Raw genomic sequence first — 25,260 nt, 5'->3', positions numbered from 1 at the left:
CTCATTCTCTCCTTACTTCGCTTGGTTGTTTCGCCGTTCAACAATGCGGTCGGCGGTAGTCACCGCATCCTCAAACAGGTCTGCCAGCGAAGTACTTTGCTGGGCACGGCCCTGAAGGACTTGAAGTTCCGCCGAGACGCTGGCCACCAACGCTTTCGTGCGCTCATCGGCGTAGGCTCGCATGGCGGACTTGAACTTGTTCCATTCATTGGGGTTGGATCGGGCCAGCTCTGCGGCCGCGAACACGAGCGGCTCTTCAGCTTTCACCGGTCATCCCCGTCCTTCCGAAGCCCCAATTCATGAAGTTCGTTGGATCTTCGCGAAGAATGTTTTTGGTGTAGATTTTCTTGGTCGACGGCTTGCGGCCCGAAGACGAACCCGAAAAGAGGCTGATGCCCGCAGGACGTGCCCTCGGAGCTCTGATCGTGATCGACTTCGGGTTACGCGGCCGCTTCATCGGTTCAGCAGGGCTTCGCCGGCGTAGCGCTCTGCTTGCCGAACATTTTTGTGCTGCCGCCCTGGGCAAATTTGCCGCCGCCGGCGCCCGCCGAAGCGGTCTGACCAGGAACCTGCTTGCCAGCACTCTGCTTTCCGTACATGTGGCCCGAGCCGCCCTTGGCGAACGCCGGGGCGGACGAAGACTTGACCTTCGAACTCATTTCACTCTCCTGTTTTCTCTCACCCCACGCCGCCAGCAATTCGGGTTCGAGGGCCCATATCCTGCGTGGCGCCTGGTCCTGCTTGGTCGCCCTGCGCTTGTGCGCCTAGAGCGGCCATGTTCTGCTTCATCTGCTCGAGCTCGTTGTCGTCGGGGACAATCTCTTCGCCTTCGATGCCGATCGTCTGGGCAACGCTGCGGAGAACCTTGGCGCGGCCGTTCGGGCCCATGATCTGGGCGTCGATCGGATTAGCCGTCGCCTGAAGGAATTCGAGCTGACGAGAGCGCTGGGTCTCGCGCTGCACGGCAACGTTGACACCCATAACCTTCACGGACTCCTGACCGGTCAGGAATCCGGATGTATCGGTGAGCATGAGCATGTCGAACAGGCCGGTCAGACACGGTTCGAACACGTCGCGGTCGATGTTTGCGGCGACCGTCTGCAAAATTTTCGAGGCATTACCCATCAGCATCGCAAGTCCAGCGGCGGTTCGGCCGGCGCCACCGCCCGGCGAGTTACCCGAGAGGTACTTCGGGATCGCAGAAACCTCGTCGGCGACGTCGTTGAAGCGGGCGTAGATCGAAAGCAGATCTTGAGCGTTCGACACCGGCTGGAAGAAGCTGATTGGGTCCTGGGTGTTGTTCGCCATGGGGTCGGACTGAACGTGCCACCGCTTCCACGGATAGAGATCGTCCGAGGCAGCGTCGTTCGACAGCCGGTCGTCATTGATCACGACCTGGGGGCCGGATGAGATCGACAGGTTGTTGACCAGGGCGCGGATGGAGGCGTTACAGACCTCCTGGATGTCGCTGAGAATGTCCGGCAAGCCATTGCCGACGGGGGTGCCGGGCACCTTCTCGAACGACGTGATGAAGTACGGGTGACGCTTGCGCGGGCTTGGCGACAGCTGAACTTTGATCACATGCCGGCCGACTAGCCACGCCTGCACCATGTAGTCGCGCAGCGGATCGGTGATCAGCTTAGCGTCCATGCCCTGCTCGAGCAGGGTTTTGCCCTGCACGTTGCCGTGGTACTCGAGGCAAGAAATCAGGCCGGATTTGTTGAGGAACGGGTTCTCGCGATTTTCCTGGTCGGCTCGCTCGGAGTCGATTGAGTCCCAGTTATCATTCAAACCACCCTGCCCGTACTCATCGAGCACAGCCCGAACTTCGTCGTGGTTGTAGCCGGGAAGGTCGAGCAGATCGTTCAGGTCGGCCCGGGTAAGTCGAGTCCGCTCAATGACTTCCGCGTCCTCGACATCGGACACCCCTGGTGTCCAATAGAGGTCGAACGGGGACACGCGCACCCAAAAGAGCTTCGGTTTCTGCTGGATGGAAGCCTGACCACCCGTCCACACAACGGTCGGCACGATGCGAACGACGGGACCCTTGATGCAGGCGAACGGGAACATCGGCACGTCGACGAGGAACTCGGCGACCGCCTTGTAAAAATTACCCTCGGTTAGGATCTCGTCGATCTTGTCTTCGGCAATCTTCGCCTGACGTTCCGCGCGTTTCTTCGCCGCATCGCGGGCGCCGTCCATGAGCTGGTTGACGCGATCTCGGATCATGTTCGGATCGGTCTGAGTGCCAGCGGCTTCCATCGACTGGAGCTCGATCTGCACCAGTTCCTGGATCGAGGATGTGATCTCGGGCGGAATGTCCGGGTCGGCCGGCGGATCGAGACCCCACGGGCGGTCGGGGGCAAGATAAACGTCGCGCAGTAGCGAGCTGGCGCCGCGGCACTTCATCGAGATGATGCGCGCGTAAACTTCCGACCCGCCAAATTTCCGGATCTCCGCAAGCTTGCTCGCGTCGTACTGACCGTTGAACGCGCGGAGCGCCGACATCAGCCGGTCGTTCCAGCCAGCGGTCGAGTTGTTTCGGTGATTTCGGAAGGTCTCGTACTGGGTCCGGATATGCGAAGCGAGGTTCGTCATCGCCGGTTCTGACGGCGTGTTCGCGTCGGCCAACGCCTTGTCGCGCGCCTGCTCAGCCGCCGTGAGCGCCGCGTTCGGAACGACTCGAAGAACACCTTGGGCCGGGAGCGTGTTTGCCACTTAGGCCGACACCCAGAACTCTACTGTTGTCATCGGCCTTCAGATAGATTAGATGCCAGTAGTTGTAAAGTATTGAAAGGTATCGGGAAAGTAAAATGTCGGCAACCGCACCTGCCGTTATTTCCGACCAGGATCAGAAATACATCAGGCTCGCTCGCGAAATCGTAACTAATCTATACGATATCGAAACAATACTAAAAAACAACAAGATCACTCAAAACGAGTGGAACAAGATCCAGGCAGACCCCGCGTTTATCAAGTTGGCGGCGAGTGAAGCCGCAGCCTGGCACAGCGCCGGCAACACACTGGATCGCACCAAACTTAAAGCCGGCGCCATGATCGAAGAGTGGTTGCCCGAAGCGTACGCGCGCATGCACGACCGCGCAGAGTCGCTCGCCGCAAAAACTGAGCTCGCGAAACTCATCTCGCGCATCGCTGGTGTCGGTTTGAACGACGCTTCCGTCGCGGGCGGCGGCGAAGGCGTGAAGATCACGATCAACCTCGGCCAGGACGCGAACCTGAAGTTCGAAAAGGTTGTTACCCCGAAAGTAATCGAAGCCACACCCACAAGAACCAGCGAGGATTGATGGCCACCCCACCGGTTTCGGATGACGAGATCAGAACCACCGTCGAAGCCTACATCGCGAATAACAAAAACCAGGTCAAAACCGCCAACGCGCTTGGCTGCTCGCGGGCTCGCGTGCAGGACCACATCAAAAAAGCTTCCGAGCGAGGCATGCTCGGATTTGACCCGGTTCTTGATGGTTATCGCATCAAGAAGATCACGACAGTCAGTGATCAGAACGGCCAAAAAGTCCGAGAGTTCATCCAGCAGGTCCAAGAGTTGGGCGGCAAATTCGAGGTGCCCGACGACCACTTCGTCCGGGAAATCTCGGCTTATACAGATGCCCAGGGCAACCTGATCGGCAAATGGACAAAAACTTCACTCGATCGCGGCGACGAGGCCATGATCGAGGCCCTCAAGAAGACCTTCGCGGAATACAGCGGCACGTCGCCACTCGTTCCGGCTCCGAAAAAATCTGACGCTGATCTGTTAAGCGTCTACCCGATCGCCGACCAGCACAACGGTCTCCTCGCGTGGGGGCCCGAGTCGGGTGAGGATTACGACCTAAAGATCGGCGCAGACCGGTTGCGATCGAGTATCGCCCGGCTCGTAGAGCAGTCGCCGGCTAGCGAGACCGCGGTGGTGCTCAACCTCGGTGACTGGCAGCACACCGACGACGCCAAGAACATGACGCCCCGGTCGGGCAACATCCTGGACGTCGACAGCCGGTATTTTAAAATCCTGATCACCGGCGTTCAGCTGATGATCGACTGCATCGTCTTGGCTTTGAAAAAGCACAAGAAGGTCATCGTAAGGAACATCCCTGGTAACCACGACCCACACGCCTCGATCGCGCTCACTGTGGCGCTGTCAGCATTCTTCGCCAACAACCCCCGCGTTCAGGTCGACGTCGACCCCTCAGATTTCTTCTTTTATCGGTTCGGGAAGACACTCATCGGTGCGACGCATGGGCACAAGCTCAAGCCGGATCGCATGGCGATGGTGATGGCGTCGGTTCGGAAACAGGACTGGGGTGAGACCGACTTCCACTATTTCTACTTTGGCCACATCCACCACGAAACCGTGAAGGAAGTCGGCGGCGTGCGGTGCGAGAGCTTCCAGACGCTCTCTGCCCGAGACGCGCACCACACGGGCGCTGGCTACACGTCCGGCCAGTCCATCACCTCGATCACGATCGACAAAGACCAAGGTGAGATCGGCCGGCACCGCGTGAACCTACCCGCTCCCCCCTATCCAAAGTTTGACTTCAAATGGCGCGACGCAGCGTAACCCCCCGCTATCGCATTCGGAGGGTGGATGGCGACGACGAGATCGTCGCTGAAGACCTTGCGATGCTCCACCAGTTCACATTCGGCGACACCGCCCCAATGCCCAATTTCAGCGTCGGGGAATGGTGGCTCGCGACGTGCGGTGACACACCCGTCGGCTTTGCCGGCATGCAGAAAAGCACGGTGGTCCCCAACGCTGGCTACTTCTCCCGCGTCGGGGTGCTGAAGTCTCACCGAGGCCGCAACCTACAAGCTCGTTTTATGCAAGCGCTCGAGCGGCGTGCGCGAGTGCACGGTTGGCGCTGCATGATCAGTGACACCACCGAAAACCCGCCATCGGCCAACTGCTTCATCCGAATGGGTTGGAAGACCTTTGATCCGAAGGTCCGGTGGTCGTTCCCCTCCGCAATCTACTGGCGCAAGTTCCTCGATTAACCCACCATGACTGACATCCAGTACAACGCGTCGCTGACGTGCGCGCGGTTCATGAAGAACGAGTCGTTCGGACGTGTGATCGCCGGCCCTGTGGGCTCCGGCAAGACCGTCTCGTGTATTTTTGAGCTGCTGCGGCGGGCATGCGAGCAGACGCCCGGCGATGACGGACTGCGCTACACGCGCTTCGCAATTGTCCGGCAGACGCTGAAACAGCTCAAAGATACAGTGCTCAAGGATATCGTCGAGTGGCTCGAGGGTGTCGCCCAGTACAAAGTCAGCGACAGCACGATTTACATCGAGATCGGCGACGTCAGGTCCGAATGGATCTTGATCCCGCTCGATAACCCAGAAGACCAGCGCCGGCTTCTCTCGATGCAGCTAACCGGAGCGTGGATGAGCGAAGCGATCGAGATGGACATCAACCTGGTGGCGCCACTTTCTGGTCGTATCGGCCGATATCCGAGCGGGCGCTCTGGGGCTGCGAACTGGTCGGGTATCATCGCCGACACCAACATGCCGGCCGAGGGCAGCGACTGGCACAAATTCATGACAGAGGGCCTGCCGGCCAACTGGTCGGCGTTTTTCCAGCCCAGCGGCCTCTCTGAGGACGCCGAAAACCTGAATTACCTCAACCAGACACCCGACACGAAAGCGCTGCCGCTCAACCATCCTGACCGGATCGCCCGCGGCAAGCTCTACTACAAGCGCTTCGTCGACATGTACGGTGAAGAGTCGGACTGGGTGAAGCGCTATGTCAAGGCTGAATTCGGTGACGACCCGTCCGGAACAGCTGTGTTCCGCACCAGCTTCCGGCAGTCGTTCCACGTCGTCGAAGGCCTCGAGCCAATCTTCGGACACCCTCTCCTGATCGGTCAAGATTTCGGGCGCGACCCATGCAGTGTGATCTGCCAGGTCGACCACCGCGGCCGCCTTCTCGTGCTCGAGGAAGTCGCCGCAGAAGATATCGGCCTCGAGCAGCACATCGAGCAGAAGCTCAAGCCGGTGCTAAACCAAGAGCGCTATCTGGGGCGTCCGCTCGCCATGATCGGTGACCCATCCGGCGTGTCCAAAAGCTCGATCTACGAAGAGACGACGTTCGACGTGCTCAAGCGCATGGGCTTCGCGGCATACCCGGCGCCGACTAACGACATCGACCCGCGCATCCGGGCCGTCGAGGCCTGGCTGATGAAGCAGTCCGATGGCGGTGGTGCGATCCTGTTTGATAAACTGCGGTGCCCGACACTCATCCGAGCAATGGGCGGTGGCTACCGTTACGCAAAGACGAAGTCAGGGCAGCGTAAACCTCTCCCCGACAAGAACGAGTACTCGCACATCGCGGACGCGCTACAGTACGCGTGCTTGGCAGCTCATGGTCGAATGACTGAGATGATGGCCCGGAGGCTTACCCGCAGGGTAGCAAACGACAACGGCGTTCGGGCGAGCGCCGCCGGCTGGACCTGATCAGTTCATAGTCTTCTTTTTGTAGTACTGATTTCGGTCTTTGAGGAAATCGCGCCACTCGCGATCGAAGTCCTCGTTGGAAAATTTCTTGCCGAGTCGGCGCTGCGCTCGCCGGTTAATATCTTCCCACTCGATCTTGTCGAACTCGTACATCCGGATCGACTGGACCCAATCGATCCAGTCGTCCAGGCATTCGATAATAACGGCCGCGCTCTGCTTCACGCCGCAACTTTTGTCAGAAGTGTCGTCATGGCATGGCTAATTGCATAGGCGTATGCCTCGTCAGTATCAGCCGTGTGCGGCATGCCGGCCCAGTCCTGGAACATGTGCCGGACGGCGTGTATAAGTTCGTGGGCGAGCGCTCCGTATTCCTTGGCTGTTTCTGGCGCCCTCGGAAGCCACACCACCGGGCACTTCCCACGCCGGTGGAAGTGCATGCCCAGCTGCCCGCTATACTCCCAGTCAAACGTTGGATCGTCCATATGCCAGCGGACGTAATCACCGATCTCCTTGCCAGGTCCGACAGCAAAAATAATTTCGAAGTCGAACATCCCAAAGTGAACAGAGTGGAGCGCGAGGCTGTGGCGTTTTGCGACTTGTTTGTGTGTCAGAGGTTTTTTCTTACGCCGCGTCGCCATCGTCCTCTGGTCTCCTCGCGTCGTATCGCTGCTGCGCCATCTCCCACTGCAAGTCGCCGACCGCGGCGAACAGGGTGTGGCCTGATCTGAGCGGGCTCTTCGCCCACCCCAAATTTGTGCTCTCGTCATAATAGAGCTCCGCGGCCGCGACGCCCTGGAGGCGTCCGTCATGCGCCGCATCGAGCAGGTGCTCGAGGTACTCGATCAGCTCAACGCACGGCTGCCGGCTCGCATCGCGGGTCGTGTCCGTCGTCTTAGAAAACGGGATGACGTTAGTCACTGAGCTCCCCCGTCACCGCGAGCTCGTTGATCGCGTACCAAGCAACTAGGGCCCGAGCCGCGTGCGCCCGGTAGAGCGTCCACCGCTGAACCGTGCTGTAGTGCGGCGGTTCCTTTTTAGCCCGCTCTTCCGGCTCATAGAGCTCGGCGTCGTGGTATGTCAGCTCGACATCGGCATACACTGGCGTGTCCGGGTCATGCCCGAACTGGGTGCACATGCGCCTAGCGACCTTCTCGATCTTTGCGTCGAACCGCCGGCGCTCTTGGATCGACTCGGTGAGGTTCTTCACGGTGTCGAGTGACATGAACGTGTCGACGACATGCTCAGCGAACACATTGCGCGCCATGTTGTTCGCGCTGCTCATGCGGCGTCTTTCGCGTAGTCGACGCCAACGGTGGCTACACTGTCGGGCGCGTTATCGTTTGCTGGTTCGTCAGGCTGGCTGGCGCCGGGCGTCACGCGGCAGCGGGAGATCCACTCCTGCACGTCGCTCGGGCGGTAGAACACTGCCTTACCGAGCTTGACGTACGCGGGGCCTTCGCCCTTGCTGCGCCAAACTGTGAGCGTCGATGGGGTTACGCCGATCGCGAGGGCAACCTCGTCTTCGGTCTTGATGTCGAAATCAAAGCGAAGCTGTGTCGCCCGACCTTCGAGTTCTTCTGTTGTGGGTTTTGTACTCATTCACCTATCCAGTGGTTTGGACAGGCTTCACTTAAGGCAGCGCGACTCTTGCCGTAAGAGTATTACACCCCACACACTTTCGGTTTTTAGTGCGGAGACTCTTGTGAAATCACGATCCAGACCCACCAGCGATGATCGCCGGCAGCCACTCCCGCTCGATCCGGAATACGTCACACACGAACTCCGGATCGGTGCCCATCGCGATTGAACGGCGGATGCGCTCCTTGTCGAGCTCAGAGAGATCCTCGATCGACCGCGGCGCCGTTACGGGCGGTACGGAGTTGAGCTCTTCTTCGGTGTCCACAACGATTGTCACGAAGCGTGGTTTTCTTTTCTCGGGGTCTGGCATGGGCCGAATTTAACCCATGCGATGGTTACTTCAAGGTTACAGTTACTTTTTTGACACCCAGAATTTCTGGGAATGGAGCCCGCTGAGGGGATCAAACCCTCGACCTTCGGTTTACAAAACCGCTGCTCTACCGCTGAGCTAAACGGGCAATCTCTATAGCTCAGATCCTGTGCTCAAAACCCACTGCACGACGCAGCCAGGAGCATCACCGTCATAGGGTCAGACTTCATCCCGCGGCCGGTGGCGGTGACGAACTTGTCCTGCACCGCATAAGCCTCGGGCTCGAGCGAGCCAGGACACTGGTCGCCCTTGCCGGCGGCGAACTGCTGAAAATGCACGAGCTCGTGCACCAAGATGAAGTCGTCGCGACCCGGCATGAAGTCGGTGCCCATAAAGATTGCACCATCATACGCTAGCGCCTTCACACACCCGATATCGCAGCGCTTGTCCTGGCCGTCGTAGTGCTCACGGTAGAAGATCTTGTTGAGCTCTTCGGGCGTCTTGATCACGACCTTGGGAAATTCCGTCGACTTGTAGTCGGTAACTAGACGCACGAACGCGTTCAAGTCGGGCATGCGGGCCTCGATCTGCGATCGCAGATCCTGGTCGTTGGCCCAACCTTGGCCCGCCGCCAGCAGGGTCATTCCGGCCACCATCACACCACGCAACCACCACACGGCCTGGACCCCTGCGCCAACTGCTCTTCGGTGTAAGTGGGGCGAATACTTGGAGTGTCAAGTATAGTTATAGTATCTTCAAAGTATCCGATGGTTTTTCTAGGCTCCGTATTACTTGGGGCCCCAAACAAGGGCCGCCCCACCCCCCGGCCCCCCTGTCCAGTTACCCCGGTGGGTAGCCCCCCTCCCCGGACCTAGGGTGTAAGGCGCAAGTCATTGAAACGACAAGCGAATTACCAGCCCCGGCTGCGGCTAAAAACGCCAGCGCGAAAGCGTGACCGGGCAATTCCGTAAGGTGACGGGGAGTAACGACCTCGGTGCCGAAAGAGACGGAACACTCCACAAGGGCGGGGAAACCGGCGGTGGCCGGCTAGTACTAGGCTCTACAGGGTGCGGTCTATTCGGAAGATAGACTGATTAGGGGCATATGAACCCATGCGGCGGAGCAACGGATACTGCTACCCGACTAGGTAGCACACCGGCCGGTCACGTTCCCGGCACAACCGCGAGATGGCGAGCATCACTGCACCCGCGAGGGGACCATACCACCCACGGATGGTCCGGGCTTGCGAATGGCGGCCCGGACCATCTGACCATTAAAAGCGAAAGCATCGAATTACTGCGGCCCGGCGCTGCCTATAAGCCCGCTCTTTTGGTGCTTTCACCTTTGATGGTCAAAACATACGAGGGTGCAATGGCTAACCGATCAATGGAAGCGAAGGCTTCGCGCGCTCGGCGCCAACGCATCGACGCCGCGAACCATGAAATGCTCAAGCCTGCTTACCGCACGGGTAAACCGGTGGTGCCGAGCTATGACCTTTCGATGGTCAAGCGGTATCCGACCGGACAAGCTGCGACGCGCGAAGGCGAGATGAATTCCATCGTGCGGCGGACTGGTAAGGGCGGACGCTGGATGGCCCATAAGACCTACGGCAACGGCGAGCGTCTGGTATTCGGTGGTGCGATTTCGCAGGCTCAGGGCGGGAGCGCACTCATCCGCGGCAGCCGCTAGCGGTTACTTGGTGGTTACAGGGTGGTGTTTGGTTACACTAATGTTTATTCTCTATTCTCTATTCTCTATTTATATACACCCCTAGCAATTTTTCGGGCGATGACCCGGTGGTGCGACGGCCACCATCACACCACCTAGGGCTACCCTGTTTTGAAAATAGAGAATAGAGAATTAAAAAATATCAAGTCAAATCAATGACTTGTAATTCTCTATTCTCTATCCGTAATTCTCGCGAAACCCGTAACTTTCGCGCAACTCACAACAAAAATTTTTACCACATTCTTCCGCCATACTTGCGCCACATAATTCAACCTGCGCGAGCATCGAGCGGATAATTACTCGAAAGTTAAAGTTTTGCGATTGTGTCGAACTACGAATAATTAACTGTTCAAATTGTGGCGACACTCTCGAATGTAATCCCGATGTTACTTGCAAAAGTAACATGACAATTACGTTGCACTTGATGTGTGACGTTTAGTAATTGGTCGGCTGAGACCGACCAATGCCGCCTGAGATTGATCGAAGAGCGGCCAACACAAGCGCGCACTCACTGAACCACCCCAAAAGGGAGTGAGCCGCGCTGCAACCCACAGGAGTAAGTATGGTCTCTCTGAAACACAGCACTCAGAACGACACGCGCCTTCGCGACTTCATGTCCGATGTGCGCGAGTTCGGTCGCCAGTCGGCGCAGGGGCGTGACGCCCTGCCGATGCTCGCCGTCGCCGCGGTTCGCGCCGCGCACGAAGGCGTGATCTCGCTGGACAAAGACAGCGAGGGCATCGATGACGCCAAGCGCATGTTCGACGAGTACACCAAGGCCGAAGGCGCCAAGGCGGTGCACGAGCGCACTGCCGGCGGCATGCGTGCCAACGTGTCGAAACTGCGCAAGCTCGTCCAGATGGGCACGCTCACCTACTGCGATCCGGTGGACGTGCTCAATCGTGCGGTCATCATGCGTCGCGAGACGCTGGCCGCCGACCCGAAGTCTGCCGTCAAGCCCGCTTATGCGTTCTACGTGGACACGGCGCGGGCGCAGATCGAGCAGGACAGCGCACTCACCGACGACCAGCTCAAGGCTGTGATGGCCAAGCCCGAAGGCGCTGAGAAGACCGTCGAAGGTCAGCTCGAACGCGCGAAGAAGATCCTCGACGATCTCATCTCGGGCGAGAACGGCCTCACCGACAAGTCCCCGGAAGTCATGGCTGCGCACGAGCAGATCACGTCCCGCATCGGCCAGATCATGGCGCTGAAGGACCGCCAGGCGCTGCTCGACAAGGCGGCCGAGCTCGGCCTCACCGTCGTCGATCCGGCGGCGAGTGAGACCGCCGAGCAGGTTGCGTCCGACACGGCCGAAGCCGTCGCGGCGTAACCCACACGCTACCTAGCGAAGTAGCCGGGCCTCCCCTCCCCCAGTTCCCAAGCCCGGTCACAGCCCCGCTGCACGGGGAGGATCGTGCAGCGGGGCACCTGATCCCGGTACTCACAACGACCTAGGGCGATAGCGCATTACCGGGGCGCTGCCCGGCGATGGTCACATAGGCACCCTTAGGGAATTTTCGTCCGAGTAAAAAGAAGGACGACATAGGTTACGCGCACCCAAAGCGCGCGTGCTGGGCACCACACGAAAAGGCCCAACTTCATCAGCGAGCCGATACCGACCAGCAGGTGCGGAGCGAGCCGCATACGCAAGAGCGGCGCGTGTGTCTGAACTGGAAGGCAGGGGCAGAACGACAAAACGTCCTAATGCCGATCGGCTCACTCATGAAGTTGCGCACTCACAGCCGGCGCTCGATTTGTGTCGGTGTCACTTGTGACGAGCAACGCTACTCGATGGGGTAACGGCGCGATGCCAAAAAGGAATAAGGCGCTCGACTACCGCATGCTCGATCTGTTGCGTCGCACGGATCACGAGTACCCCGCATCGCGGATCGACGGTGATGAACTGCTGCGTGCTATCGCGCCCCTCTCAAAAGAGAAACAAGCCGCGATCGTGCACATCGTGTGCAGAGTCTGTCCGGCGGCGGTAGCAAACGCCGCCATCTCGCGCTGGGCCGCTGACAACACCGTCGCGGTTCAAAAATACATGGCACGCCGTGATTTGAAACGCGCACAAGAGAAAATGCGTAACCTTAAAAGGTAACACGAAAATGGAAGGCACAATCCCGAAGGGTTGGCACCGCCACGCTAACGGCGATGGACTGGTGCGAGATACGGCGCATGTGGATAATTCCGCATATGTCGGAAAAAACGCGCGGGTCACCGGCAATGCGCGGGTCACCGGTAATGCGCTGGTCACCGGCAATGCGCAGGTCACCGGCAATGCGCAGGTCACCGGCAATGTGTGGGTCACCGGCAATGCGCGGGTCACCGGTAATGCGCTGGTCACCGGCAATGCGCAGGTCTACGGCAATGCGCAGGTCACCGGCAATGCGCGGGTCTACGGCAATGCGCGGGTCACCGGTAATGCGCTGGTCTACGGCAATGCGCTGGTCACCGGTAATGCGCTGGTCTACGGTAATGCGCTGGTCTACGGCAATGCGCAGGTCTACGGCAATGCGCTGGTCACCGGTAATGCGCTGGTCGCTGCTTCGTTGATTTTTGCCTCGCGATCAGACCATTACACCTTCACATGCACGCTCGATAAAGCGGGCCACGCCGTCATTATCGCGGGGTGCAGATACTTCACGTTCAAAGAAGCGCGCACTCACTGGCGCAAAACCCGCAAGGGCACAGACCTGGGCCGTGAGAGTCTCTTGATCGTGGACCATCTGGAGAAGATGGCGCGCATCAGGAAGTGGCGGATTACCCCCAAGGGTAAGAGCGCTCCCAAGAAGAAGTAACTCAACCATCGGACCATCACATGAGCGAACTCATTACATCGTTGAAACGCGTGCTCGCCAGATGGCTGGGCACGAAACAAGCCAACGGTTTCTATCTTTGGCGCGGGAAGCTTTACCCGCCGGAGTAACAAAATGGCAGAACGCACCACAAGCGAGGAGTTCATCCTTGGCATCGCCGATGCGATCGCGCTGCGGCATGAGCTGGCGCAGGTAATCGAGGAGCTACTGGCTGACGAAGACTTCCCTAACAGTCCTTCGTGGGTCGCCCGCGAACTGCAACGTCGCTACGACATACGAAGGCGTAAATAACAACTTCAGAAGCGAGCTGGTCCGGCCGCAACGCTCTGGCTCAGCAGCGACGCAGCGGCTCTCGCAAGAGCAGGACCGCCCTCCTGGGACCAGTTCACTTCTGAAGTCTCGTACGTTTAAGAGCTTGGCGTTGATGATTGAAGAGCTGACAAACGGCGACACAGGCAGCATGCGTATCGCTAACAAATCAGCCTCCCTCCTCTTGTTTGGAGTCGAGGGAAACCGGCGGGTTTACCCGATCGGCAACGCCACCGTTTTCGGGGTGTGGCGCAGTCTGGTAGCGCGCCTGCTTTGGGAGCAGGAAGCCGCAGGTTCAAATCCTGCCACCCCGACCAATTTACTCTACGCGGATGCGCCCCTAGCTCAACGGATAGAGCATCGAAGTTCTAATTCGGCGGTTGCTGGTTCGAGTCCAGCGGGGCGCTCGCGCACTCATCGCACGCTGTGTGTATCAGTGTCATCTTCAATTCCGGCGCTACTTCGCCGGGTAACTTCGTGGCGAAATATGAGCAAACAAATACCGTTCGTCGATGTGGTGGACTTGGTGGAACACGCCAAGAAAAAGAAAGAAGAGCGCGTCGTGTTTCGTATTGAGAACGGCAAGATACGAAACGTGAAATCCCCCGAATATGCTCCCAACATCAATATCTGGATTGAACGCGGCCACGGCGGGTACTCGATCTTTCGCAACGAGCCGAACGGAGTAGCATCAACTCATACCGCAGTTTTTAGCGTGAGCGTGCCGGATAACTATTTGCTTCTACAATGTGCGATTAACGACATCCTCGCGCGCTACCCCTTCGAGTAACACCATGTCACCGACCAACGTAGTCGTAACCGACTTTATTCGCCCAGGTTTTGACGAAGACAAAAGTGTGTGGCTTCGGATCGAGAACGGTGAAGTGATAGAGGTCTATGGTAACAACAGTTACCCCAACGTCCATATATACAGACCGCGACAGCCCGACGAAGTTCAGTACCTGCTTTGGGTCAACATTTCAAAAGGACGGCACGGCGTCGAAGAATTTAGAGCCGGCAGTCTCTTTGAGCTTCAATGCATTCTGAATGACGTATTTCAGCGGTACGGCGAGTTGAGCGTGGGTAGGCCTGAACGATGATGAACGTCGACACCACGCAATTATTTGAGCGCCTCAACAGTGGTAGGCTGGGTGATACCCCGGTGCGTGTGGTCAATGGCAAGATCGTTTTTCTTGATCACTACAGCGACATGCCAAACCTGAACTTCGCGCACGCATTTCACAACACGCCAGTGAGGCTGTTTGCCAATATCTCAACCACCAAAGGCGACGTGGTGGATGAATTCATGACCGACAATCCGCTCGTGTTCCAATGCAAGTTCAACGAACTCCTGAAGCGCTATCCGCAGGTGGTGAGATGAAACTGCACGCTGGCACCTGCTTGTGAAATAACCCCGTGAGGTAGCGCGAACCACCGCACCATCTCACGCTCGAACCACCAAATACCTTACCCACAGGAGTAACACCATGGCGAAAGCCGCGGGCGGAAAGAACAAGAAGCAGGGGCGCTCCAAGAAGAGCCCCCAGAACCTGCGCTACATCAACGAGCGGCGCCACGCCAAGTCGCACGTCAAGCGCATCGAGAAGCACCTCAAGAAATTCCCCGACGATCCGATCGCCAAAGAAGCGCTCGTGAAGTGGAAGCGGGCTGCGTGATGAAGCCCAATAAACATTGGGTGTCGATCGCGCTTGTCATCGCAGCGGCCGCAATCGCCGTGTCTGGCCACGACGGCTGGGGATGGTGCCTGTTCCTCGTGTTCTGCATCGAGCCGTAAGATGACAAACCAAGAAAAACTGGATGCTCTCCCCGCTCAACTTCAGCTGCTGTTATCGAGCGCGGCCGCAGGCGCAAAGCCGCGGTGCTCGAATTGTTCCGCGCGCACTCACGCGAGCGCCGCGACGCCCAATATTACGAGCTGGGCGGCATCGTCAGGATGCGCATTTCTTGGGCCTGGCTGTCGGGCCTCGTTACTGGATTTGCGTTCATCGGCCTGTCGCTTGGTGGCGTGAACTCCACCTCGATCTGCATGTTCGCTGTTGCCGGCGTGTTCGGCTGGATGGCAACAAACAACAAGATTTACCCGCGGGAGTAACGCATGCGGCTCGACGATCTCGATTTCAAGGGTCAGTCCGGCTTTCGTTCATTCGATCTTTGGCGTGTTGCTGAAATTGATCGTGGCGCCGCTCATACAATTTATGTGTACCAGCCCACTGAGTCCAACAGCCAACAGCAACAAGGGCACTACGCAATATTGTGTGGTAAACTCGATATCGGTGGTGAAGGCGCATTTACCTGCATCCCACCATTACAAGCCCAGGCGATCATACTTGGGATACTCGATGGGAGCATCGAGACATGATCGACATCAGCAAACTCAATTTCGTCCCTTACGACACCGATTGGGAATACTGCTGCGTACGACGGAACCCGAAAACAAACATCTACCGGGCATCGCCGACCAACAACTCGATACCGCGGGATCGTTATCTGATCTACGTCGGTCCGGGTGAAGGTCGATGGTGGGGCAATGAATATGGCATCGAAACCGGTCATCGCTTGTCGTCGCTGACAATACTTGAAGCTACTGCGATTTTGATCGGACTTCTGAACGGAACCATCGAACCATGACACTCCCGTATCCGCCGGACCTCAGCCTGCCGGGCGGTAAGATGTACCCGTCGAAGAAGGGCATCGTTCCGTATTACGGGGTCACCGTCGGTGGATGGCATGTTTACTTGTTTGTACTACATCCCGGATCAGGTTCTTTAGATATTGGGCCGATGAATATGTGGTTCGTGTGGGCTCCGGCGATGCCGATCGAGAAAGCTTTTGTCGACGATGACGCCCGGTTAAGGGCGTACCGCATCACAAATATAGATAGCGCGGTGCAAGCGCTTTCTCTGTTTTACTACTACACCCAAAACCCAACCGAGATCATCACCCTTAAAAAGGGACGGCTATGAAACGCAAGCGCACTTCTGTTGCGCGCGATCTGCGCACGCCCAAATACAAAAAGCGCATCGTCCCCAACAAGAAGCGCGCGCACTCACGGCTCGCGTGCCGGCGCAACTCGGAGAAGTAACGGTGTCTGGCGAGCTTGGGTTTGTGTGGACTGGGCGCAACGTAATATTGCGCAACACCACGGAGGGGAGGATCGAGGTCTGGAAATCCGATACGCCAAACCTGTACTGGGCTTACTTCTATACGCCCGGCCTTGAAAGAAAATGGGAGGGTCCAGATAACGAAACATCATCTGGTGTCGGACCGTTGGAGGTCGTTAGCATCATTAAGTATCTCGAACAGGAATACGGCGAATTCAAATGAACGCCAAAGACTTAGAGGCGCATTTGGACGACGCCATAACGGAGATGGAAGAGAAATACGGCATCCCGCTTTATGGTGATCTCACCAAACGCGGCGCGCGAAAATGCGGAACATGCATCCACTTCAAACGCCACCCCGCGTTCAAAGCCAGCGGCGTGTGTAACCGCTCCTGGCGCAAGTACCTCCCTATCCGGCGACTCAAAACAACACGCGATTGGTGTTGGAAGTGGGTGCCCGACATGTCGAAAATCTGATTACCCACAGGAGTAATGAACCACATGGATGACAAATTCAAACGCGAGATCCTCGATCTTTTCAAGAAGCACGGCGTCATCAAGATCAAAGCGCACTTCTCCGGCGGCGGTGACGATGGCCAAGTCCACGACGTCGAAATCGACGGTATCGCCGACGCTGAAAAGGTGATCGTCGATTTGAACGGCTACCCAAAAGTGGCCGACGCGTTCTCCAATTTGCTGCCCACGATGTCTCTTAAAAAGATCGCAAAAGAGCTGGTGGAGTATCTGGCGGAAAACGTCCCGTTCGATTGGGTCAACGATGATGGCGGCAGCGGCGATATCATTGTCATCCCCGGCGAAGACTCGATCCGGGTCGAGGGCTACGAGAATTTCACCGCTTCGCGAGCGCTTCACTACGAGGTGTCGCCAGGTCGAAACTGGGAGCTTACCTATGAAGGCCCGATCCAGGCCGACTGATGGCTGACCCATACCACCACGCCAAATCGAGCGTGAAGAAGTGGGGCGGTAAGGTCGAGGACTATCTGGATATTCACATGTGGTTTGACGGTTCCAAGACCATCATGTGCGATTACCGCCATCGCGCACTCAGGCATCACGCTGAGGGGATCGCGCTCGCCGTGCAGCTCTTTGGGAGCGTCAGGAAGATCTCCACCGGACGTGAAGTGCCTGTCAGGTGGATCGGCGAGCAGCACGTCACGGAAGACTTCGGCTGGATACCGTCGTTTGTCGACTGGGCTCGAGCGATCAAGCACGAGTCGTGGATGGGGCGCGTGCCAGCGCTCGATGTGGACGGTTCAGACCCGCGAAGAAAACCATCGACCGTCGCGACGTTCTGAAACTCACGCGTTACCCAACGGGGTTACAGATGAAACTACTCGCCACACTCGTTTTGCTGTTCGTCATCATGGCTGCGTTCCCGCACGGTTTCGCCAGTTGGTATCAGATGATCGTCGTGTCGTTCATTACGATGCTCGCGATCGTAACGCTGCGCGGGCTTGTTGCTGTTCTTCGGGCGAAGAAACTATGAACATCGGCGATATTAAGTGGGATACACACAGAGCTGCCGGCGCTGCCGTAAAGGACTGGTCGATCGCCGTAAACACGCCGGTTGAATACGGCATTGATGTGTTTCGCAGGGAGAATTCGAGCACCGGCTTGACTGATCCCGGGCACTACTACGTTTCGTTTGTCGGAAGACAAAACGTCCCGCCGGCTTATCGGAGCGATGGAAACATATCGCCAGCGTTTCCGAACATGACAGCATTGGAGCTCCAGTGCCTTCTATCGGCGTGCGAACAATACGCCTTTTCTCTACCCACACCATCAAACCATGGAACCACCTCACATGGACGTCCGCTTCACCCCGACCGAGAAACAAGCTGACGCGATCATCGAGACCGCGGAGGCTCACGGCGCCAAGCTCTACCAGGACGGCGTGATCTGGCGCGTCGCCGACCAGCCACGCGAGACCTGGCTCTACGCTGGCATGTACGCCACAAAAGCTGCCGCGGCTCTTGCGTACTGCAACGAGTACGGTCTCGATGTTCCCGAGCTGAACCCCGAAGAACCCAAGACCTATCCGGGCAATTCCACGAAGACGATCGCACTGCGGTTTTTCGCGCTGATTGTCCTGCTTATGGCAGGCATCGGTGTTGGATCAGTGGTTCACGAAGTCGGACTTGCCCTCGTAAACGCCGTTTCGGGTGCGACCGTTGTCACTGACAGCAACGGTAACCCGGCGAGGTAACGTGAAGACGACCACGAACGTCGCTGAGTTTGTGTGGGGACCAGCGCCTAACAGGGATTGGCTCAAGGCGGCTAATACACCTACCGGACTTGCCGTCTATCGTTACGCCGGCGGCTACTCCGCTCGTGCTTTTAAGAATTATTGGGTCGGCCGTGACCATAGAGAGGCCGTGGCCCTGTTCAACGTCGATACCGAGTTCGAACTGCAATGCGCGGTCTACGCCGCACTGGAACGCATCAATGGCACGTCCGAAGAACCCACCTCCTCCACCTAAACCACTATCGAGACGCGAGAAGTTTCGCGCACTCATGGGCAAGCTGAGTGACGACGAGCAGCGCTGGATGATCGGATATTTCGCGCATATTCATTCTTGGGTGCTGCGCGACGCCAACGTCGCCGAGCTGGGCTACGAGCTCGCCGAAAAGCGTCGTATCGAGCGCGTCAAAGAACACCGCGAGAAGCTCGCTACTCAGTGAGGTAACCCGATGAAGATTCCCGAGGTTAAAGAAGAGATCAGGGCGAACGGCCTCACCAACATTTCGTTTATGAACATCGAGGACATTGACCGTCCCGTGTTCGTCGACGACAGCAACACAGCGTTTCCAATTGGCTGGACCAAGGAAGAAGTCGCTCACTGGCGCGTCTTGATGGACCTTCCGCCGTCGCCGAGCAATACAACGCTCGAAGTCGAAGCCTCTTCGGTGAACGCGCCGCTCAACAAGTTCATGCAGCGATATGCACGCAAACGACGCGCGCAGCGATCGAAAGAGAACCTCAGGCAGTATCTCCGATGGCTCGTACATTTGGATTGATCGGAAAACTGATGACACCGCTCGACGACCTGGATGAAGACCAAGAGCTATGCCGTTTTGGTCTGCCCGATGAAATGTTTTTCCCCGCGAAGGGCGACGTGGTTTCGGTGTGGATATCACGCCCCGAACCCGGCTACGTGGCTCAGTTTTGGAAGTCAGGCGGCGAGATAGGCGTGCACGTTGGGCGTGATAAGGGGCGCAAGCTGCAAAAAATTGCTCGCGCTGAAATTCCGCATCAAGCCACTGTGTTGTACGCCGACAGCCCGCTTCAAGCACTTGCTATTATGCGCTACATGATTGGCGGGCTGAAAGCGGGGCGCAAAATTAAGGCCCCGACACGATGAGCCACGTCCACATGATTGCGTGGGGAACGCTCGACGAAAAGAGCATGTCTCCTGAAGACTGGCACACCATCAAACGCTTGGCGCGTGACGAGCTCGCCGAGCACAATATGTGGATCGGCGGCGGGTCCGCTCGTAACCGACATCTTGGTACGTTCCGACTTACGAAGCTTCGAACGTACAAGCAACGAAGTAAGCGCGGAAAGCAAAAGACCTTCAAGCAGCCGGCGCCTCACGAGTACTTCACAGGTAACTTCCAAAACTGCTGCAAGGTCGCGCTGAAGATCATCGAGGGGCGCCGTGACAAAAACAAAAGCGCTGAGTGATCTTCGGTACAAACATCGGTACGTCGATGGAGACCCCGACCCGATCATTGTTGCCCGCTGTTTCCGCTGGGACCTCAAGGTTGTGGAGGTAGTGTCAAACTACGACGCCGGCGAACCCGGTAGTAGTTATATGTTTTTCCTGACACGGCGGTGGCGCTGGACACACAAAATACACCGCGACGACCAAGGTTTCGGCCCGTACGAAGACCCGCTTGTCGCACAATGCGTGTTTAACGCGCTGATGAACCGCGAACCACTAGAGTCGACGGATCTGGAAGAATGACCATCACATCACTGAAACTGGGCTTCCCCGGCGAGCAGACGTATGGGGTAAGGGGCGCGGGCGATGAGCAGTATGTCTGCCATCCGGACAAAGATGCACCGAACCTTGTCGTTGTCATCGAGAATTCGGACAAGGGAAAACTGATGCCCGCGGTCATCGATGACCCACACAACAAGATTATGGCGAGTGTCTTGTCCGGCGAATATGCAGGCTTCTGTACTCTCGAACTGGACCCGTTCGTTTTTTACAGCGGAGCATTAGATAATTCTATCGATCCTAATCCTGTAATGCTTTTGGGCGTTATCTACGACGCGGTTCAGAAATACAAAGCCGACCCGGATTACAGCGACGGGAATTGGGTGCGATGACAACGGTAGTGTTGATCGTGGTGTCGCTCCTTATGTGGTTCATCTGGAAGCAGCTCGAGCGCATCGCCAACGAGCTCGTCGCGTTGCGCAAGATCGCCGAGGACCGACAAAAAATTTATCGGCGCTGAGACCCACGCGTTACCTTAAGGGGTTACTCATCGTTACTTCGAACCACGGAGTAACAAATGAGTTCACCCACAGATGAGTTGCTGAACGAGCGCGGTAAAACGCATGGCGATTATTCGCAGCATGCGGAGATTACCCAGTCGCTCAAGGACTACATGCGTAGCTGTCCGAACTGGAACAGCTTGACGCCCTCCCAGAAAGAAACGCTCGACATGAACGCCCACAAAGTCGGGCGAATTCTCGCGGGCAATCCGAACTTCGCGGATCATTGGGACGACATCGCTGGCTATGCGCGCCTCGTATCCAAAGAGATCGAGCAGCGGAAGCTGGGCGCTACACCCAAACAAGCAGCGTAAGGACCACACGCATGCGATCGTTCACGTTCGACGCGCTTCGCCGCGTCGGCTCACTCGTTGACGACCCGGAACAAGTATCGGCGATGCTGTCGAGCGTGGACGCTAAAGAGCTTCTCGACGGCGAATTGGCGGGCATCAGCGACGTCATCCCGTTTCCGTCAGCTGGCCCGCCGATCGGGCACAACAACCGTCCGGACTACAGTATGTGGCGACGCCATCGCAGTCCGTTCACCAAACGTAACTCCAAGAGGTAACATGACGTCTGCGTTTTGTCCTGACGATGCCCCGCCGAGACTATTCCGGTATCTCCCCAAAACTGAATTTCCGCACGACGAAGTGCTCGCCACCCTCGATAAGACGAGCAACATTCTTCGCATCAACAAAGACCTGTTCGACAACCTGAGCTGGCTACAGAAGCATCTTCTGTTGCGCACTCACAGGTCGATCGTCATAGCCAACCCTACAACGACCAAAAAAGAAGCCGCGTAAGCGGACGCTTTCTTACCCACGAACCACCCCACCATCGAACCACAAGAGAAGAAAGGCTCAGTTCATGAAACTCAGCACTGTGATCCAGCGCATTCCGACTTGGTACAAGTCCGGGCGGTGCTACTACATCAGGTCGGCGCCGGGCCGCGGCAAGACCACTGTGTTCTGCGAGGCCCCCAAGATCCTCGAGAAACAGTTCCCGGGCAAGTCGTTCGGGCTCGTCGTGATCTCCGGTCCTCTTCTGACGCCGTCGGACAGCGTTGGCTACCTCGTGCCGAAGCATCTCGAGACGCACTCCGAGTCGGTCTACACCGATCCGTTCTGGTTCCGCACCGAGGAAGGCAAGCGGCTCGACCAGTACGACGGCGGTATCATCGTCGTCGACGAAGCCGACAAGATGGACACCGACGTCAAGAAGGTGATCGGCGAAGCGGCGCTCTCTGGTCGGCTCGGCCCTCACCGGCTGCCCAAAGGTTGGGTGGTCTGGATGGCCGGCAATCGCCAGAAGGACCGTTCCGGCTCCACGAAAGAGCTCGACCACCTGATCAATCGCCGGTGCGAGCTCGACATCGACGATGACGTCGAGGGCTGGACCAACTGGGCCATCGAGAACGGCGTCTCCCCGATCGCGATCTCGTTCGCCAACCACTACACCCACATCGTGTTCTCGCAGGACCCCCCCAAGGAACAGGGTTCGTGGTGCACGCCGCGGTCGTTCGTGATGGCGGACCAGTACCTCCAAGGCCTCGCTGGTGGCAGTGGCGAAGTGCCGTGCGATCCGACCACCACCGAGGAGATCTCTGGCATGATCGGCGCCGGCGCGGCCGCGCAGCTCATGGCCCACGTCAAGCTCGACCAGGAGATGCCGAAGTACGAGAAGATCATCGCTGACCCCGAGAAGGCGAAGGTCCCGACCAAGCCCGACGCTCAGATGCTGGTCTGCTACAACCTCGCGCACCGTGTCGACAAAGACACCGTGTCCAAGGTCGTCAAGTATATCGAGCGGCTCCCCAAGGAGTTCTCGGTCACGTTCGCCAATGCGGCGTGTAAGCGCGATCCGCACCTCGTGTCGACTCCGGCCATTCAGAAGTGGTGCAGCGAGAACGCCTCGCTGATGGCCCAGCTCGCCCGCTAAACGAGCTGATACTGGCGGGCGGGACCAAAAGTCCCGCCCGTTTTAATAACTTCACGAGGTAGCGGGAGATTTCACGATGTCGACCGAATACGAACGCGTGATCAAGCAGCTCGAAGACGACCGCAATAATTACATCAAAGATGGCATCGCGATCATACGTCACGAGTGGACGCCGGCAACCCGCAAGTTCGCTAGAAACCACGCCTATATCTCTGAACCCACCAGGCGCAAAATACTTCGAGCTACCGCAAAAGAAATGGGCCGAAGTTTCGTCACGTATGACGAGTGGTATTCATGCTGGACGTACCAAAACAACATGCACGAATATCGTTCAGCCGTTGTCACGTTTCCCAGAATTAAAAAGCTTGAGCCGCTGCTAGCACAGCTCCTGCTGCTTAAGGGCCAAGATAACCAAAACAACTGGATGCGATCGGGAGGACAGCGGATCATCTGGTTCCGAGCCAGTGGGTCCTACATCCCGGTTTTTCGCGAAGTCGTCGAGTCCCTGAGAGGCACTCCAGCTCTGCTCGAGATGATTGAGAAGAAAAACCGAAAGTAACCCACGAGGTAACGATGCTTCAAGTCACGATCCAAATGCGCGTCGATTTCGACGCCGAGAAGCGAGAGGACAAGAATCAGCTTGTCATCGCCGCCGCCCGCACCGCTGCAAAAACGCTCATCGCCAACGTGGCGCTGCTGGCGGACAAGCGTAAGCCGCAGGTCAGCCTACAAGTCGGCGATATGTTCACCGCCGACGAGAGCATCGAGATCTTCGATGGCACCGAATGATCCCAGGGGATACCCGGATATCGACCTAGGATTTGCGGTCAGCACAGTCATTCCGCCGGGGAATTTCTGGGGCGCAAAGCCGGTCTATGTCGGCTACTTGCGCGGCTGGTTGGTGTCGTTCTGGTTTACGCCGAGTGTCGGTAGGTACAAACTCAGAATTAGACACCGTCCGGACCTCGACTTCGCAAGGTTTTGCGACGGGGACGACCGAAATAAAGGCGGCTGGGGCGAGGTCGCTGAAGATTGGGAGAACGTCGACACAAAACTGCAAGCCGTCAGCATACTGCACGGTTTTTTCAATGAGAAAGGAATACCGCTCTATGAAGAAGCTCGAACTCGTCAAACTTGACGCCAAGCAGGAGAAGCTGTGGGACGACACGCGCGTCGCCCTGCTCTGGCACTGCCCGGCGTTCTCGCACATCCTCTATACCTTGATGAACAAGGTTGACTCTAAACACATCGCCGTGTTCACCAAGGACGTGCCTGTCGCCGCCACCGACGGCGTCACGCTCATGATCAACCCGGAGACGTTCTTCCCGCTCAAGCTCGAAGAGCGCGTGTTCGTCTGCGGGCACGAAATTCTGCACTGTATCCTGAACCACTGCATCATCGGATATCAGTTCGGGAAGCGTGGCTCCGTCCCCTATCCGGATGGCGTGGTGCTCCCCTACAGCCACGAGCTCATGAACGTCGCGATGGACCTCGTTATCAACGACATCCTCGTCGAGTCGAAAGTCGGGCTCTACAACAAGAAGTGGCTGCACGACGCGAGCATCGCTACCGCCAACGACTCGGTGCTCGATGCCTACCGCAAGCTCTACGAGAAGTGTGCCGGCAAGGGCGGCGGAAAAGGGGATGGCTCCAGTGTTACCGTTCAGGGTAACGTGTCTGGCGAGCAGTTCGACGAGCATCTCGACCCCGGTACGTCTCAGGGGAAAGATGCGCACTCAGCCAGCCAGGATCGCAATACCAGCGAATGGAACACGGGTGTCGCCGCGGCAATGCACTCGGCCAAGGTCCAGGGCAAGCTGCCCGCCGGCCTCGAGCGCCTTCTCAACGAAGTGCTTGAGCCCCAAGTGGATTGGCGCGAACACATCCAGTCACTCTTTGCGCGCAAAGTCGGCGGCGGCACCTACGACTGGCAGAAGCCTGATCGTCGTCTGATCGTGCGGGATATCATAGCCCCCGGTCGGTCTGGGTTCGGCGCCGGTGACGTCGTCGTCGCGGTGGACACCTCTGGCTCGATCGGCGACCGTGAGTTGTCGATGTTCTTCGGCGAGATGTACGGCATTCTCGATACCGTCAAACCCAAGCGTCTCTTTGTGATGTGGTGCGACGCCAAAGTGCACCGCGTTGACGAGATCGAAGATCTCTCCGAACTCATGAGCCTGCGCCGTAAGGGGGCGCCGGGAGGTGGCGGCACGTCGTTCATCCCTGTCTTCGAGGAGATGGAGGATATGGGCATCGAGCCTGATGCGCTTGTCTACTTGACGGACGGAATGGGCTCGTTCCCCGCCCAGGCGCCGTCGTTCCCCGTGATCTGGGGCAACATCTACGAAGGATCTCAGTATCCGTTCGGCGACGTCGTCGACATTCCGAAGCAGGCTGCTTGAT

48 protein-coding genes and 3 tRNA genes are annotated in these 25,260 nt (G+C 57.7%); 40 read left to right on the top strand and 11 right to left on the bottom strand.

The annotated features are described in order from the left end of the window. Nucleotides 1-12: 12 nt before the first annotated feature. The 3 genes from AB7F10_RS15340 to AB7F10_RS15330 form a co-directional block, all read right to left on the bottom strand. Nucleotides 13-267 (bottom strand): hypothetical protein, encoded by a 255-nt coding sequence (locus AB7F10_RS15340; RefSeq protein WP_428561694.1) that lies wholly within the window; start codon nucleotides 265-267, stop codon nucleotides 13-15. Nucleotides 268-461: 194 nt separating this feature from the next. After that, nucleotides 462-659 carry a hypothetical protein gene (locus tag AB7F10_RS15335; RefSeq protein ID WP_428561696.1) on the bottom strand — a complete coding sequence of 66 codons (198 nt, stop codon included), beginning with the start codon at nucleotides 657-659 and terminating at the stop codon, nucleotides 462-464. A 19-nt stretch (nucleotides 660-678) separates the two neighbouring features. Further along, the gene (locus tag AB7F10_RS15330) at nucleotides 679-2,718 is read right to left on the bottom strand and encodes a portal protein (RefSeq protein ID WP_428561698.1); all 2,040 of its coding nucleotides are present in this window, start codon (nucleotides 2,716-2,718) and stop codon (nucleotides 679-681) included. Nucleotides 2,719-2,813: 95 nt separating this feature from the next. Between AB7F10_RS15330 and AB7F10_RS15325 the strand changes: the two genes are divergently transcribed. From AB7F10_RS15325 to AB7F10_RS15310, 4 genes are read left to right on the top strand one after another with little or no spacing between them, the layout of a single operon-like run. Continuing rightward, complete coding sequence (locus tag AB7F10_RS15325) at nucleotides 2,814-3,305, top strand: hypothetical protein (protein WP_428561700.1); 492 nt, start codon at nucleotides 2,814-2,816, stop codon at nucleotides 3,303-3,305. Next, a complete protein-coding gene (locus tag AB7F10_RS15320) occupies nucleotides 3,305-4,573 on the top strand; it encodes a hypothetical protein (RefSeq protein WP_428561702.1) in 1,269 nt (422 codons plus the stop codon). The genes AB7F10_RS15325 and AB7F10_RS15320 overlap by 1 nt, the downstream gene beginning before the upstream one ends. Before the next feature lie 23 nt (nucleotides 4,574-4,596). After that, nucleotides 4,597-5,007: a GNAT family N-acetyltransferase gene (locus AB7F10_RS15315; RefSeq protein ID WP_428561704.1), complete on the top strand. Its 411-nt coding sequence runs from the start codon at nucleotides 4,597-4,599 to the stop codon at nucleotides 5,005-5,007. A gap of 6 nt (nucleotides 5,008-5,013) precedes the next feature. Beyond that, nucleotides 5,014-6,468 carry a terminase gene (locus AB7F10_RS15310; RefSeq protein WP_428561706.1) on the top strand — a complete coding sequence of 485 codons (1,455 nt, stop codon included), beginning with the start codon at nucleotides 5,014-5,016 and terminating at the stop codon, nucleotides 6,466-6,468. On the opposite strand, the gene AB7F10_RS15305 is transcribed toward AB7F10_RS15310, so the two are convergent. From AB7F10_RS15305 to AB7F10_RS15270, 8 genes are all read right to left on the bottom strand, one after another. After that, entirely contained in the window at nucleotides 6,469-6,690 is a 222-nt protein-coding gene (locus tag AB7F10_RS15305; RefSeq protein ID WP_428561708.1) for a hypothetical protein, read from the bottom strand. Then, nucleotides 6,687-7,106, bottom strand: coding sequence for a hypothetical protein (locus AB7F10_RS15300; RefSeq protein WP_428587178.1), 420 nt, complete (start codon nucleotides 7,104-7,106; stop codon nucleotides 6,687-6,689). Before AB7F10_RS15300 ends, AB7F10_RS15305 begins: the two co-directional genes overlap by 4 nt. Then, nucleotides 7,090-7,386, bottom strand: coding sequence for a hypothetical protein (locus AB7F10_RS15295; RefSeq protein WP_428561712.1), 297 nt, complete (start codon nucleotides 7,384-7,386; stop codon nucleotides 7,090-7,092). The genes AB7F10_RS15300 and AB7F10_RS15295 overlap by 17 nt, the downstream gene beginning before the upstream one ends. Further along, nucleotides 7,379-7,750: a hypothetical protein gene (locus AB7F10_RS15290; protein ID WP_428561714.1), complete on the bottom strand. Its 372-nt coding sequence runs from the start codon at nucleotides 7,748-7,750 to the stop codon at nucleotides 7,379-7,381. The genes AB7F10_RS15295 and AB7F10_RS15290 overlap by 8 nt, the downstream gene beginning before the upstream one ends. After that, nucleotides 7,747-8,067 (bottom strand): helix-turn-helix transcriptional regulator, encoded by a 321-nt coding sequence (locus tag AB7F10_RS15285; protein ID WP_428561716.1) that lies wholly within the window; start codon nucleotides 8,065-8,067, stop codon nucleotides 7,747-7,749. Before AB7F10_RS15285 ends, AB7F10_RS15290 begins: the two co-directional genes overlap by 4 nt. Nucleotides 8,068-8,176: 109 nt before the next feature. After that, nucleotides 8,177-8,416 carry a hypothetical protein gene (locus AB7F10_RS15280; protein ID WP_428561718.1) on the bottom strand — a complete coding sequence of 80 codons (240 nt, stop codon included), beginning with the start codon at nucleotides 8,414-8,416 and terminating at the stop codon, nucleotides 8,177-8,179. Between the two features lie 73 nt (nucleotides 8,417-8,489). After that, nucleotides 8,490-8,564 (bottom strand) — tRNA-Thr (locus AB7F10_RS15275). Nucleotides 8,565-8,589: 25 nt separating this feature from the next. Next, nucleotides 8,590-9,060, bottom strand: coding sequence for a DUF6647 family protein (locus AB7F10_RS15270; protein WP_428561720.1), 471 nt, complete (start codon nucleotides 9,058-9,060; stop codon nucleotides 8,590-8,592). A 727-nt stretch (nucleotides 9,061-9,787) separates the two neighbouring features. Between AB7F10_RS15270 and AB7F10_RS15265 the strand changes: the two genes are divergently transcribed. From AB7F10_RS15265 to AB7F10_RS15090, 36 genes are all read left to right on the top strand, one after another. Further along, nucleotides 9,788-10,105, top strand: a complete 318-nt coding sequence (locus AB7F10_RS15265; RefSeq protein ID WP_428561722.1) for a hypothetical protein — start codon at nucleotides 9,788-9,790, stop codon at nucleotides 10,103-10,105. 601 nt (nucleotides 10,106-10,706) lie between these two features. Continuing rightward, the gene (locus AB7F10_RS15260; RefSeq protein ID WP_428561724.1) at nucleotides 10,707-11,474 is read left to right on the top strand and encodes a hypothetical protein; all 768 of its coding nucleotides are present in this window, start codon (nucleotides 10,707-10,709) and stop codon (nucleotides 11,472-11,474) included. Nucleotides 11,475-11,984: 510 nt separating this feature from the next. Further along, nucleotides 11,985-12,245 carry a hypothetical protein gene (locus tag AB7F10_RS15255; protein WP_428561726.1) on the top strand — a complete coding sequence of 87 codons (261 nt, stop codon included), beginning with the start codon at nucleotides 11,985-11,987 and terminating at the stop codon, nucleotides 12,243-12,245. A 7-nt stretch (nucleotides 12,246-12,252) separates the two neighbouring features. Continuing rightward, nucleotides 12,253-12,945: a hypothetical protein gene (locus AB7F10_RS15250; protein ID WP_428587176.1), complete on the top strand. Its 693-nt coding sequence runs from the start codon at nucleotides 12,253-12,255 to the stop codon at nucleotides 12,943-12,945. A 132-nt stretch (nucleotides 12,946-13,077) separates the two neighbouring features. Beyond that, complete coding sequence (locus AB7F10_RS15245) at nucleotides 13,078-13,254, top strand: hypothetical protein (RefSeq protein ID WP_428561730.1); 177 nt, start codon at nucleotides 13,078-13,080, stop codon at nucleotides 13,252-13,254. A 258-nt stretch (nucleotides 13,255-13,512) separates the two neighbouring features. Beyond that, nucleotides 13,513-13,589: transfer RNA gene (locus AB7F10_RS15240), tRNA-Pro, on the top strand. A 17-nt stretch (nucleotides 13,590-13,606) separates the two neighbouring features. After that, nucleotides 13,607-13,679: transfer RNA gene (locus AB7F10_RS15235), tRNA-Arg, on the top strand. An 80-nt stretch (nucleotides 13,680-13,759) separates the two neighbouring features. Next, nucleotides 13,760-14,062 (top strand): hypothetical protein, encoded by a 303-nt coding sequence (locus AB7F10_RS15230; protein WP_428561732.1) that lies wholly within the window; start codon nucleotides 13,760-13,762, stop codon nucleotides 14,060-14,062. Nucleotides 14,063-14,368: 306 nt separating this feature from the next. Beyond that, the gene (locus tag AB7F10_RS15225; protein ID WP_428561734.1) at nucleotides 14,369-14,653 is read left to right on the top strand and encodes a hypothetical protein; all 285 of its coding nucleotides are present in this window, start codon (nucleotides 14,369-14,371) and stop codon (nucleotides 14,651-14,653) included. 106 nt (nucleotides 14,654-14,759) lie between these two features. Then, nucleotides 14,760-14,948 carry a hypothetical protein gene (locus AB7F10_RS15220; protein WP_428561736.1) on the top strand — a complete coding sequence of 63 codons (189 nt, stop codon included), beginning with the start codon at nucleotides 14,760-14,762 and terminating at the stop codon, nucleotides 14,946-14,948. 203 nt (nucleotides 14,949-15,151) lie between these two features. Then, nucleotides 15,152-15,385, top strand: a complete 234-nt coding sequence (locus tag AB7F10_RS15215) for a hypothetical protein (RefSeq protein ID WP_428561738.1) — start codon at nucleotides 15,152-15,154, stop codon at nucleotides 15,383-15,385. Between the two features lie 3 nt (nucleotides 15,386-15,388). Next, nucleotides 15,389-15,652: a hypothetical protein gene (locus AB7F10_RS15210; RefSeq protein ID WP_428561740.1), complete on the top strand. Its 264-nt coding sequence runs from the start codon at nucleotides 15,389-15,391 to the stop codon at nucleotides 15,650-15,652. Beyond that, nucleotides 15,649-15,921 carry a hypothetical protein gene (locus tag AB7F10_RS15205; protein ID WP_428561742.1) on the top strand — a complete coding sequence of 91 codons (273 nt, stop codon included), beginning with the start codon at nucleotides 15,649-15,651 and terminating at the stop codon, nucleotides 15,919-15,921. The genes AB7F10_RS15210 and AB7F10_RS15205 overlap by 4 nt, the downstream gene beginning before the upstream one ends. Beyond that, nucleotides 15,918-16,256, top strand: a complete 339-nt coding sequence (locus AB7F10_RS15200) for a hypothetical protein (protein WP_428561744.1) — start codon at nucleotides 15,918-15,920, stop codon at nucleotides 16,254-16,256. Before AB7F10_RS15205 ends, AB7F10_RS15200 begins: the two co-directional genes overlap by 4 nt. Nucleotides 16,257-16,377: 121 nt before the next feature. Further along, complete coding sequence (locus tag AB7F10_RS15195) at nucleotides 16,378-16,617, top strand: hypothetical protein (RefSeq protein ID WP_428561745.1); 240 nt, start codon at nucleotides 16,378-16,380, stop codon at nucleotides 16,615-16,617. Further along, nucleotides 16,614-16,871: a hypothetical protein gene (locus AB7F10_RS15190; protein ID WP_428561747.1), complete on the top strand. Its 258-nt coding sequence runs from the start codon at nucleotides 16,614-16,616 to the stop codon at nucleotides 16,869-16,871. The genes AB7F10_RS15195 and AB7F10_RS15190 overlap by 4 nt, the downstream gene beginning before the upstream one ends. A gap of 24 nt (nucleotides 16,872-16,895) precedes the next feature. Then, nucleotides 16,896-17,330, top strand: a complete 435-nt coding sequence (locus tag AB7F10_RS15185; protein ID WP_428561749.1) for a DUF6878 family protein — start codon at nucleotides 16,896-16,898, stop codon at nucleotides 17,328-17,330. After that, a complete protein-coding gene (locus AB7F10_RS15180; protein WP_428561751.1) occupies nucleotides 17,330-17,710 on the top strand; it encodes a DUF6915 family protein in 381 nt (126 codons plus the stop codon). The genes AB7F10_RS15185 and AB7F10_RS15180 overlap by 1 nt, the downstream gene beginning before the upstream one ends. Before the next feature lie 29 nt (nucleotides 17,711-17,739). Further along, on the top strand, nucleotides 17,740-17,901 hold the full coding sequence (locus AB7F10_RS15175) for a hypothetical protein (RefSeq protein ID WP_428561753.1): 162 nt from the start codon (nucleotides 17,740-17,742) through the stop codon (nucleotides 17,899-17,901). A gap of 318 nt (nucleotides 17,902-18,219) precedes the next feature. Further along, on the top strand, nucleotides 18,220-18,621 hold the full coding sequence (locus tag AB7F10_RS15170; RefSeq protein ID WP_428561755.1) for a hypothetical protein: 402 nt from the start codon (nucleotides 18,220-18,222) through the stop codon (nucleotides 18,619-18,621). Nucleotide 18,622: 1 nt separating this feature from the next. Beyond that, entirely contained in the window at nucleotides 18,623-18,895 is a 273-nt protein-coding gene (locus AB7F10_RS15165) for a hypothetical protein (RefSeq protein ID WP_428561757.1), read from the top strand. Nucleotides 18,896-18,929: 34 nt separating this feature from the next. Beyond that, a complete protein-coding gene (locus AB7F10_RS15160) occupies nucleotides 18,930-19,097 on the top strand; it encodes a hypothetical protein (protein WP_428561759.1) in 168 nt (55 codons plus the stop codon). A gap of 9 nt (nucleotides 19,098-19,106) precedes the next feature. Continuing rightward, nucleotides 19,107-19,433, top strand: a complete 327-nt coding sequence (locus AB7F10_RS15155; protein ID WP_428561761.1) for a hypothetical protein — start codon at nucleotides 19,107-19,109, stop codon at nucleotides 19,431-19,433. Nucleotides 19,434-19,444: 11 nt separating this feature from the next. Continuing rightward, nucleotides 19,445-19,777: a hypothetical protein gene (locus AB7F10_RS15150; RefSeq protein ID WP_428561763.1), complete on the top strand. Its 333-nt coding sequence runs from the start codon at nucleotides 19,445-19,447 to the stop codon at nucleotides 19,775-19,777. Beyond that, nucleotides 19,774-20,100, top strand: a complete 327-nt coding sequence (locus AB7F10_RS15145; RefSeq protein WP_428561765.1) for a hypothetical protein — start codon at nucleotides 19,774-19,776, stop codon at nucleotides 20,098-20,100. The genes AB7F10_RS15150 and AB7F10_RS15145 overlap by 4 nt, the downstream gene beginning before the upstream one ends. Continuing rightward, nucleotides 20,075-20,383 (top strand): hypothetical protein, encoded by a 309-nt coding sequence (locus AB7F10_RS15140; RefSeq protein WP_428587174.1) that lies wholly within the window; start codon nucleotides 20,075-20,077, stop codon nucleotides 20,381-20,383. The genes AB7F10_RS15145 and AB7F10_RS15140 overlap by 26 nt, the downstream gene beginning before the upstream one ends. Next, entirely contained in the window at nucleotides 20,380-20,751 is a 372-nt protein-coding gene (locus AB7F10_RS15135; RefSeq protein ID WP_428561767.1) for a hypothetical protein, read from the top strand. The genes AB7F10_RS15140 and AB7F10_RS15135 overlap by 4 nt, the downstream gene beginning before the upstream one ends. Next, nucleotides 20,748-20,879, top strand: a complete 132-nt coding sequence (locus tag AB7F10_RS15130) for a hypothetical protein (protein ID WP_428561769.1) — start codon at nucleotides 20,748-20,750, stop codon at nucleotides 20,877-20,879. Before AB7F10_RS15135 ends, AB7F10_RS15130 begins: the two co-directional genes overlap by 4 nt. A 57-nt stretch (nucleotides 20,880-20,936) precedes the next feature. Then, entirely contained in the window at nucleotides 20,937-21,233 is a 297-nt protein-coding gene (locus AB7F10_RS15125; RefSeq protein WP_428561771.1) for a DUF6378 domain-containing protein, read from the top strand. Nucleotides 21,234-21,244: 11 nt separating this feature from the next. Continuing rightward, complete coding sequence (locus AB7F10_RS15120) at nucleotides 21,245-21,487, top strand: hypothetical protein (RefSeq protein ID WP_428561773.1); 243 nt, start codon at nucleotides 21,245-21,247, stop codon at nucleotides 21,485-21,487. Between the two features lies 1 nt (nucleotide 21,488). Next, on the top strand, nucleotides 21,489-21,722 hold the full coding sequence (locus tag AB7F10_RS15115; protein ID WP_428561775.1) for a hypothetical protein: 234 nt from the start codon (nucleotides 21,489-21,491) through the stop codon (nucleotides 21,720-21,722). Nucleotides 21,723-21,786: 64 nt separating this feature from the next. After that, a complete protein-coding gene (locus AB7F10_RS15110) occupies nucleotides 21,787-22,857 on the top strand; it encodes a hypothetical protein (protein WP_428561777.1) in 1,071 nt (356 codons plus the stop codon). A 76-nt stretch (nucleotides 22,858-22,933) separates the two neighbouring features. Then, nucleotides 22,934-23,416, top strand: coding sequence for a hypothetical protein (locus AB7F10_RS15105; protein ID WP_428561779.1), 483 nt, complete (start codon nucleotides 22,934-22,936; stop codon nucleotides 23,414-23,416). A 14-nt stretch (nucleotides 23,417-23,430) separates the two neighbouring features. Next, on the top strand, nucleotides 23,431-23,646 hold the full coding sequence (locus tag AB7F10_RS15100; RefSeq protein ID WP_428561781.1) for a hypothetical protein: 216 nt from the start codon (nucleotides 23,431-23,433) through the stop codon (nucleotides 23,644-23,646). Beyond that, nucleotides 23,633-23,995 carry a hypothetical protein gene (locus AB7F10_RS15095; protein WP_428561783.1) on the top strand — a complete coding sequence of 121 codons (363 nt, stop codon included), beginning with the start codon at nucleotides 23,633-23,635 and terminating at the stop codon, nucleotides 23,993-23,995. Before AB7F10_RS15100 ends, AB7F10_RS15095 begins: the two co-directional genes overlap by 14 nt. Beyond that, nucleotides 23,967-25,259: a vWA domain-containing protein gene (locus AB7F10_RS15090; RefSeq protein WP_428561785.1), complete on the top strand. Its 1,293-nt coding sequence runs from the start codon at nucleotides 23,967-23,969 to the stop codon at nucleotides 25,257-25,259. The genes AB7F10_RS15095 and AB7F10_RS15090 overlap by 29 nt, the downstream gene beginning before the upstream one ends. Nucleotide 25,260: the final 1 nt, after the last annotated feature.

Source organism: Pseudolabrys sp., assembly GCF_050250095.1.
Taxonomy (GTDB): domain Bacteria; phylum Pseudomonadota; class Alphaproteobacteria; order Rhizobiales; family Xanthobacteraceae; genus Pseudolabrys.
This window is presented reverse-complemented; position numbering and strand designations above follow the sequence as displayed.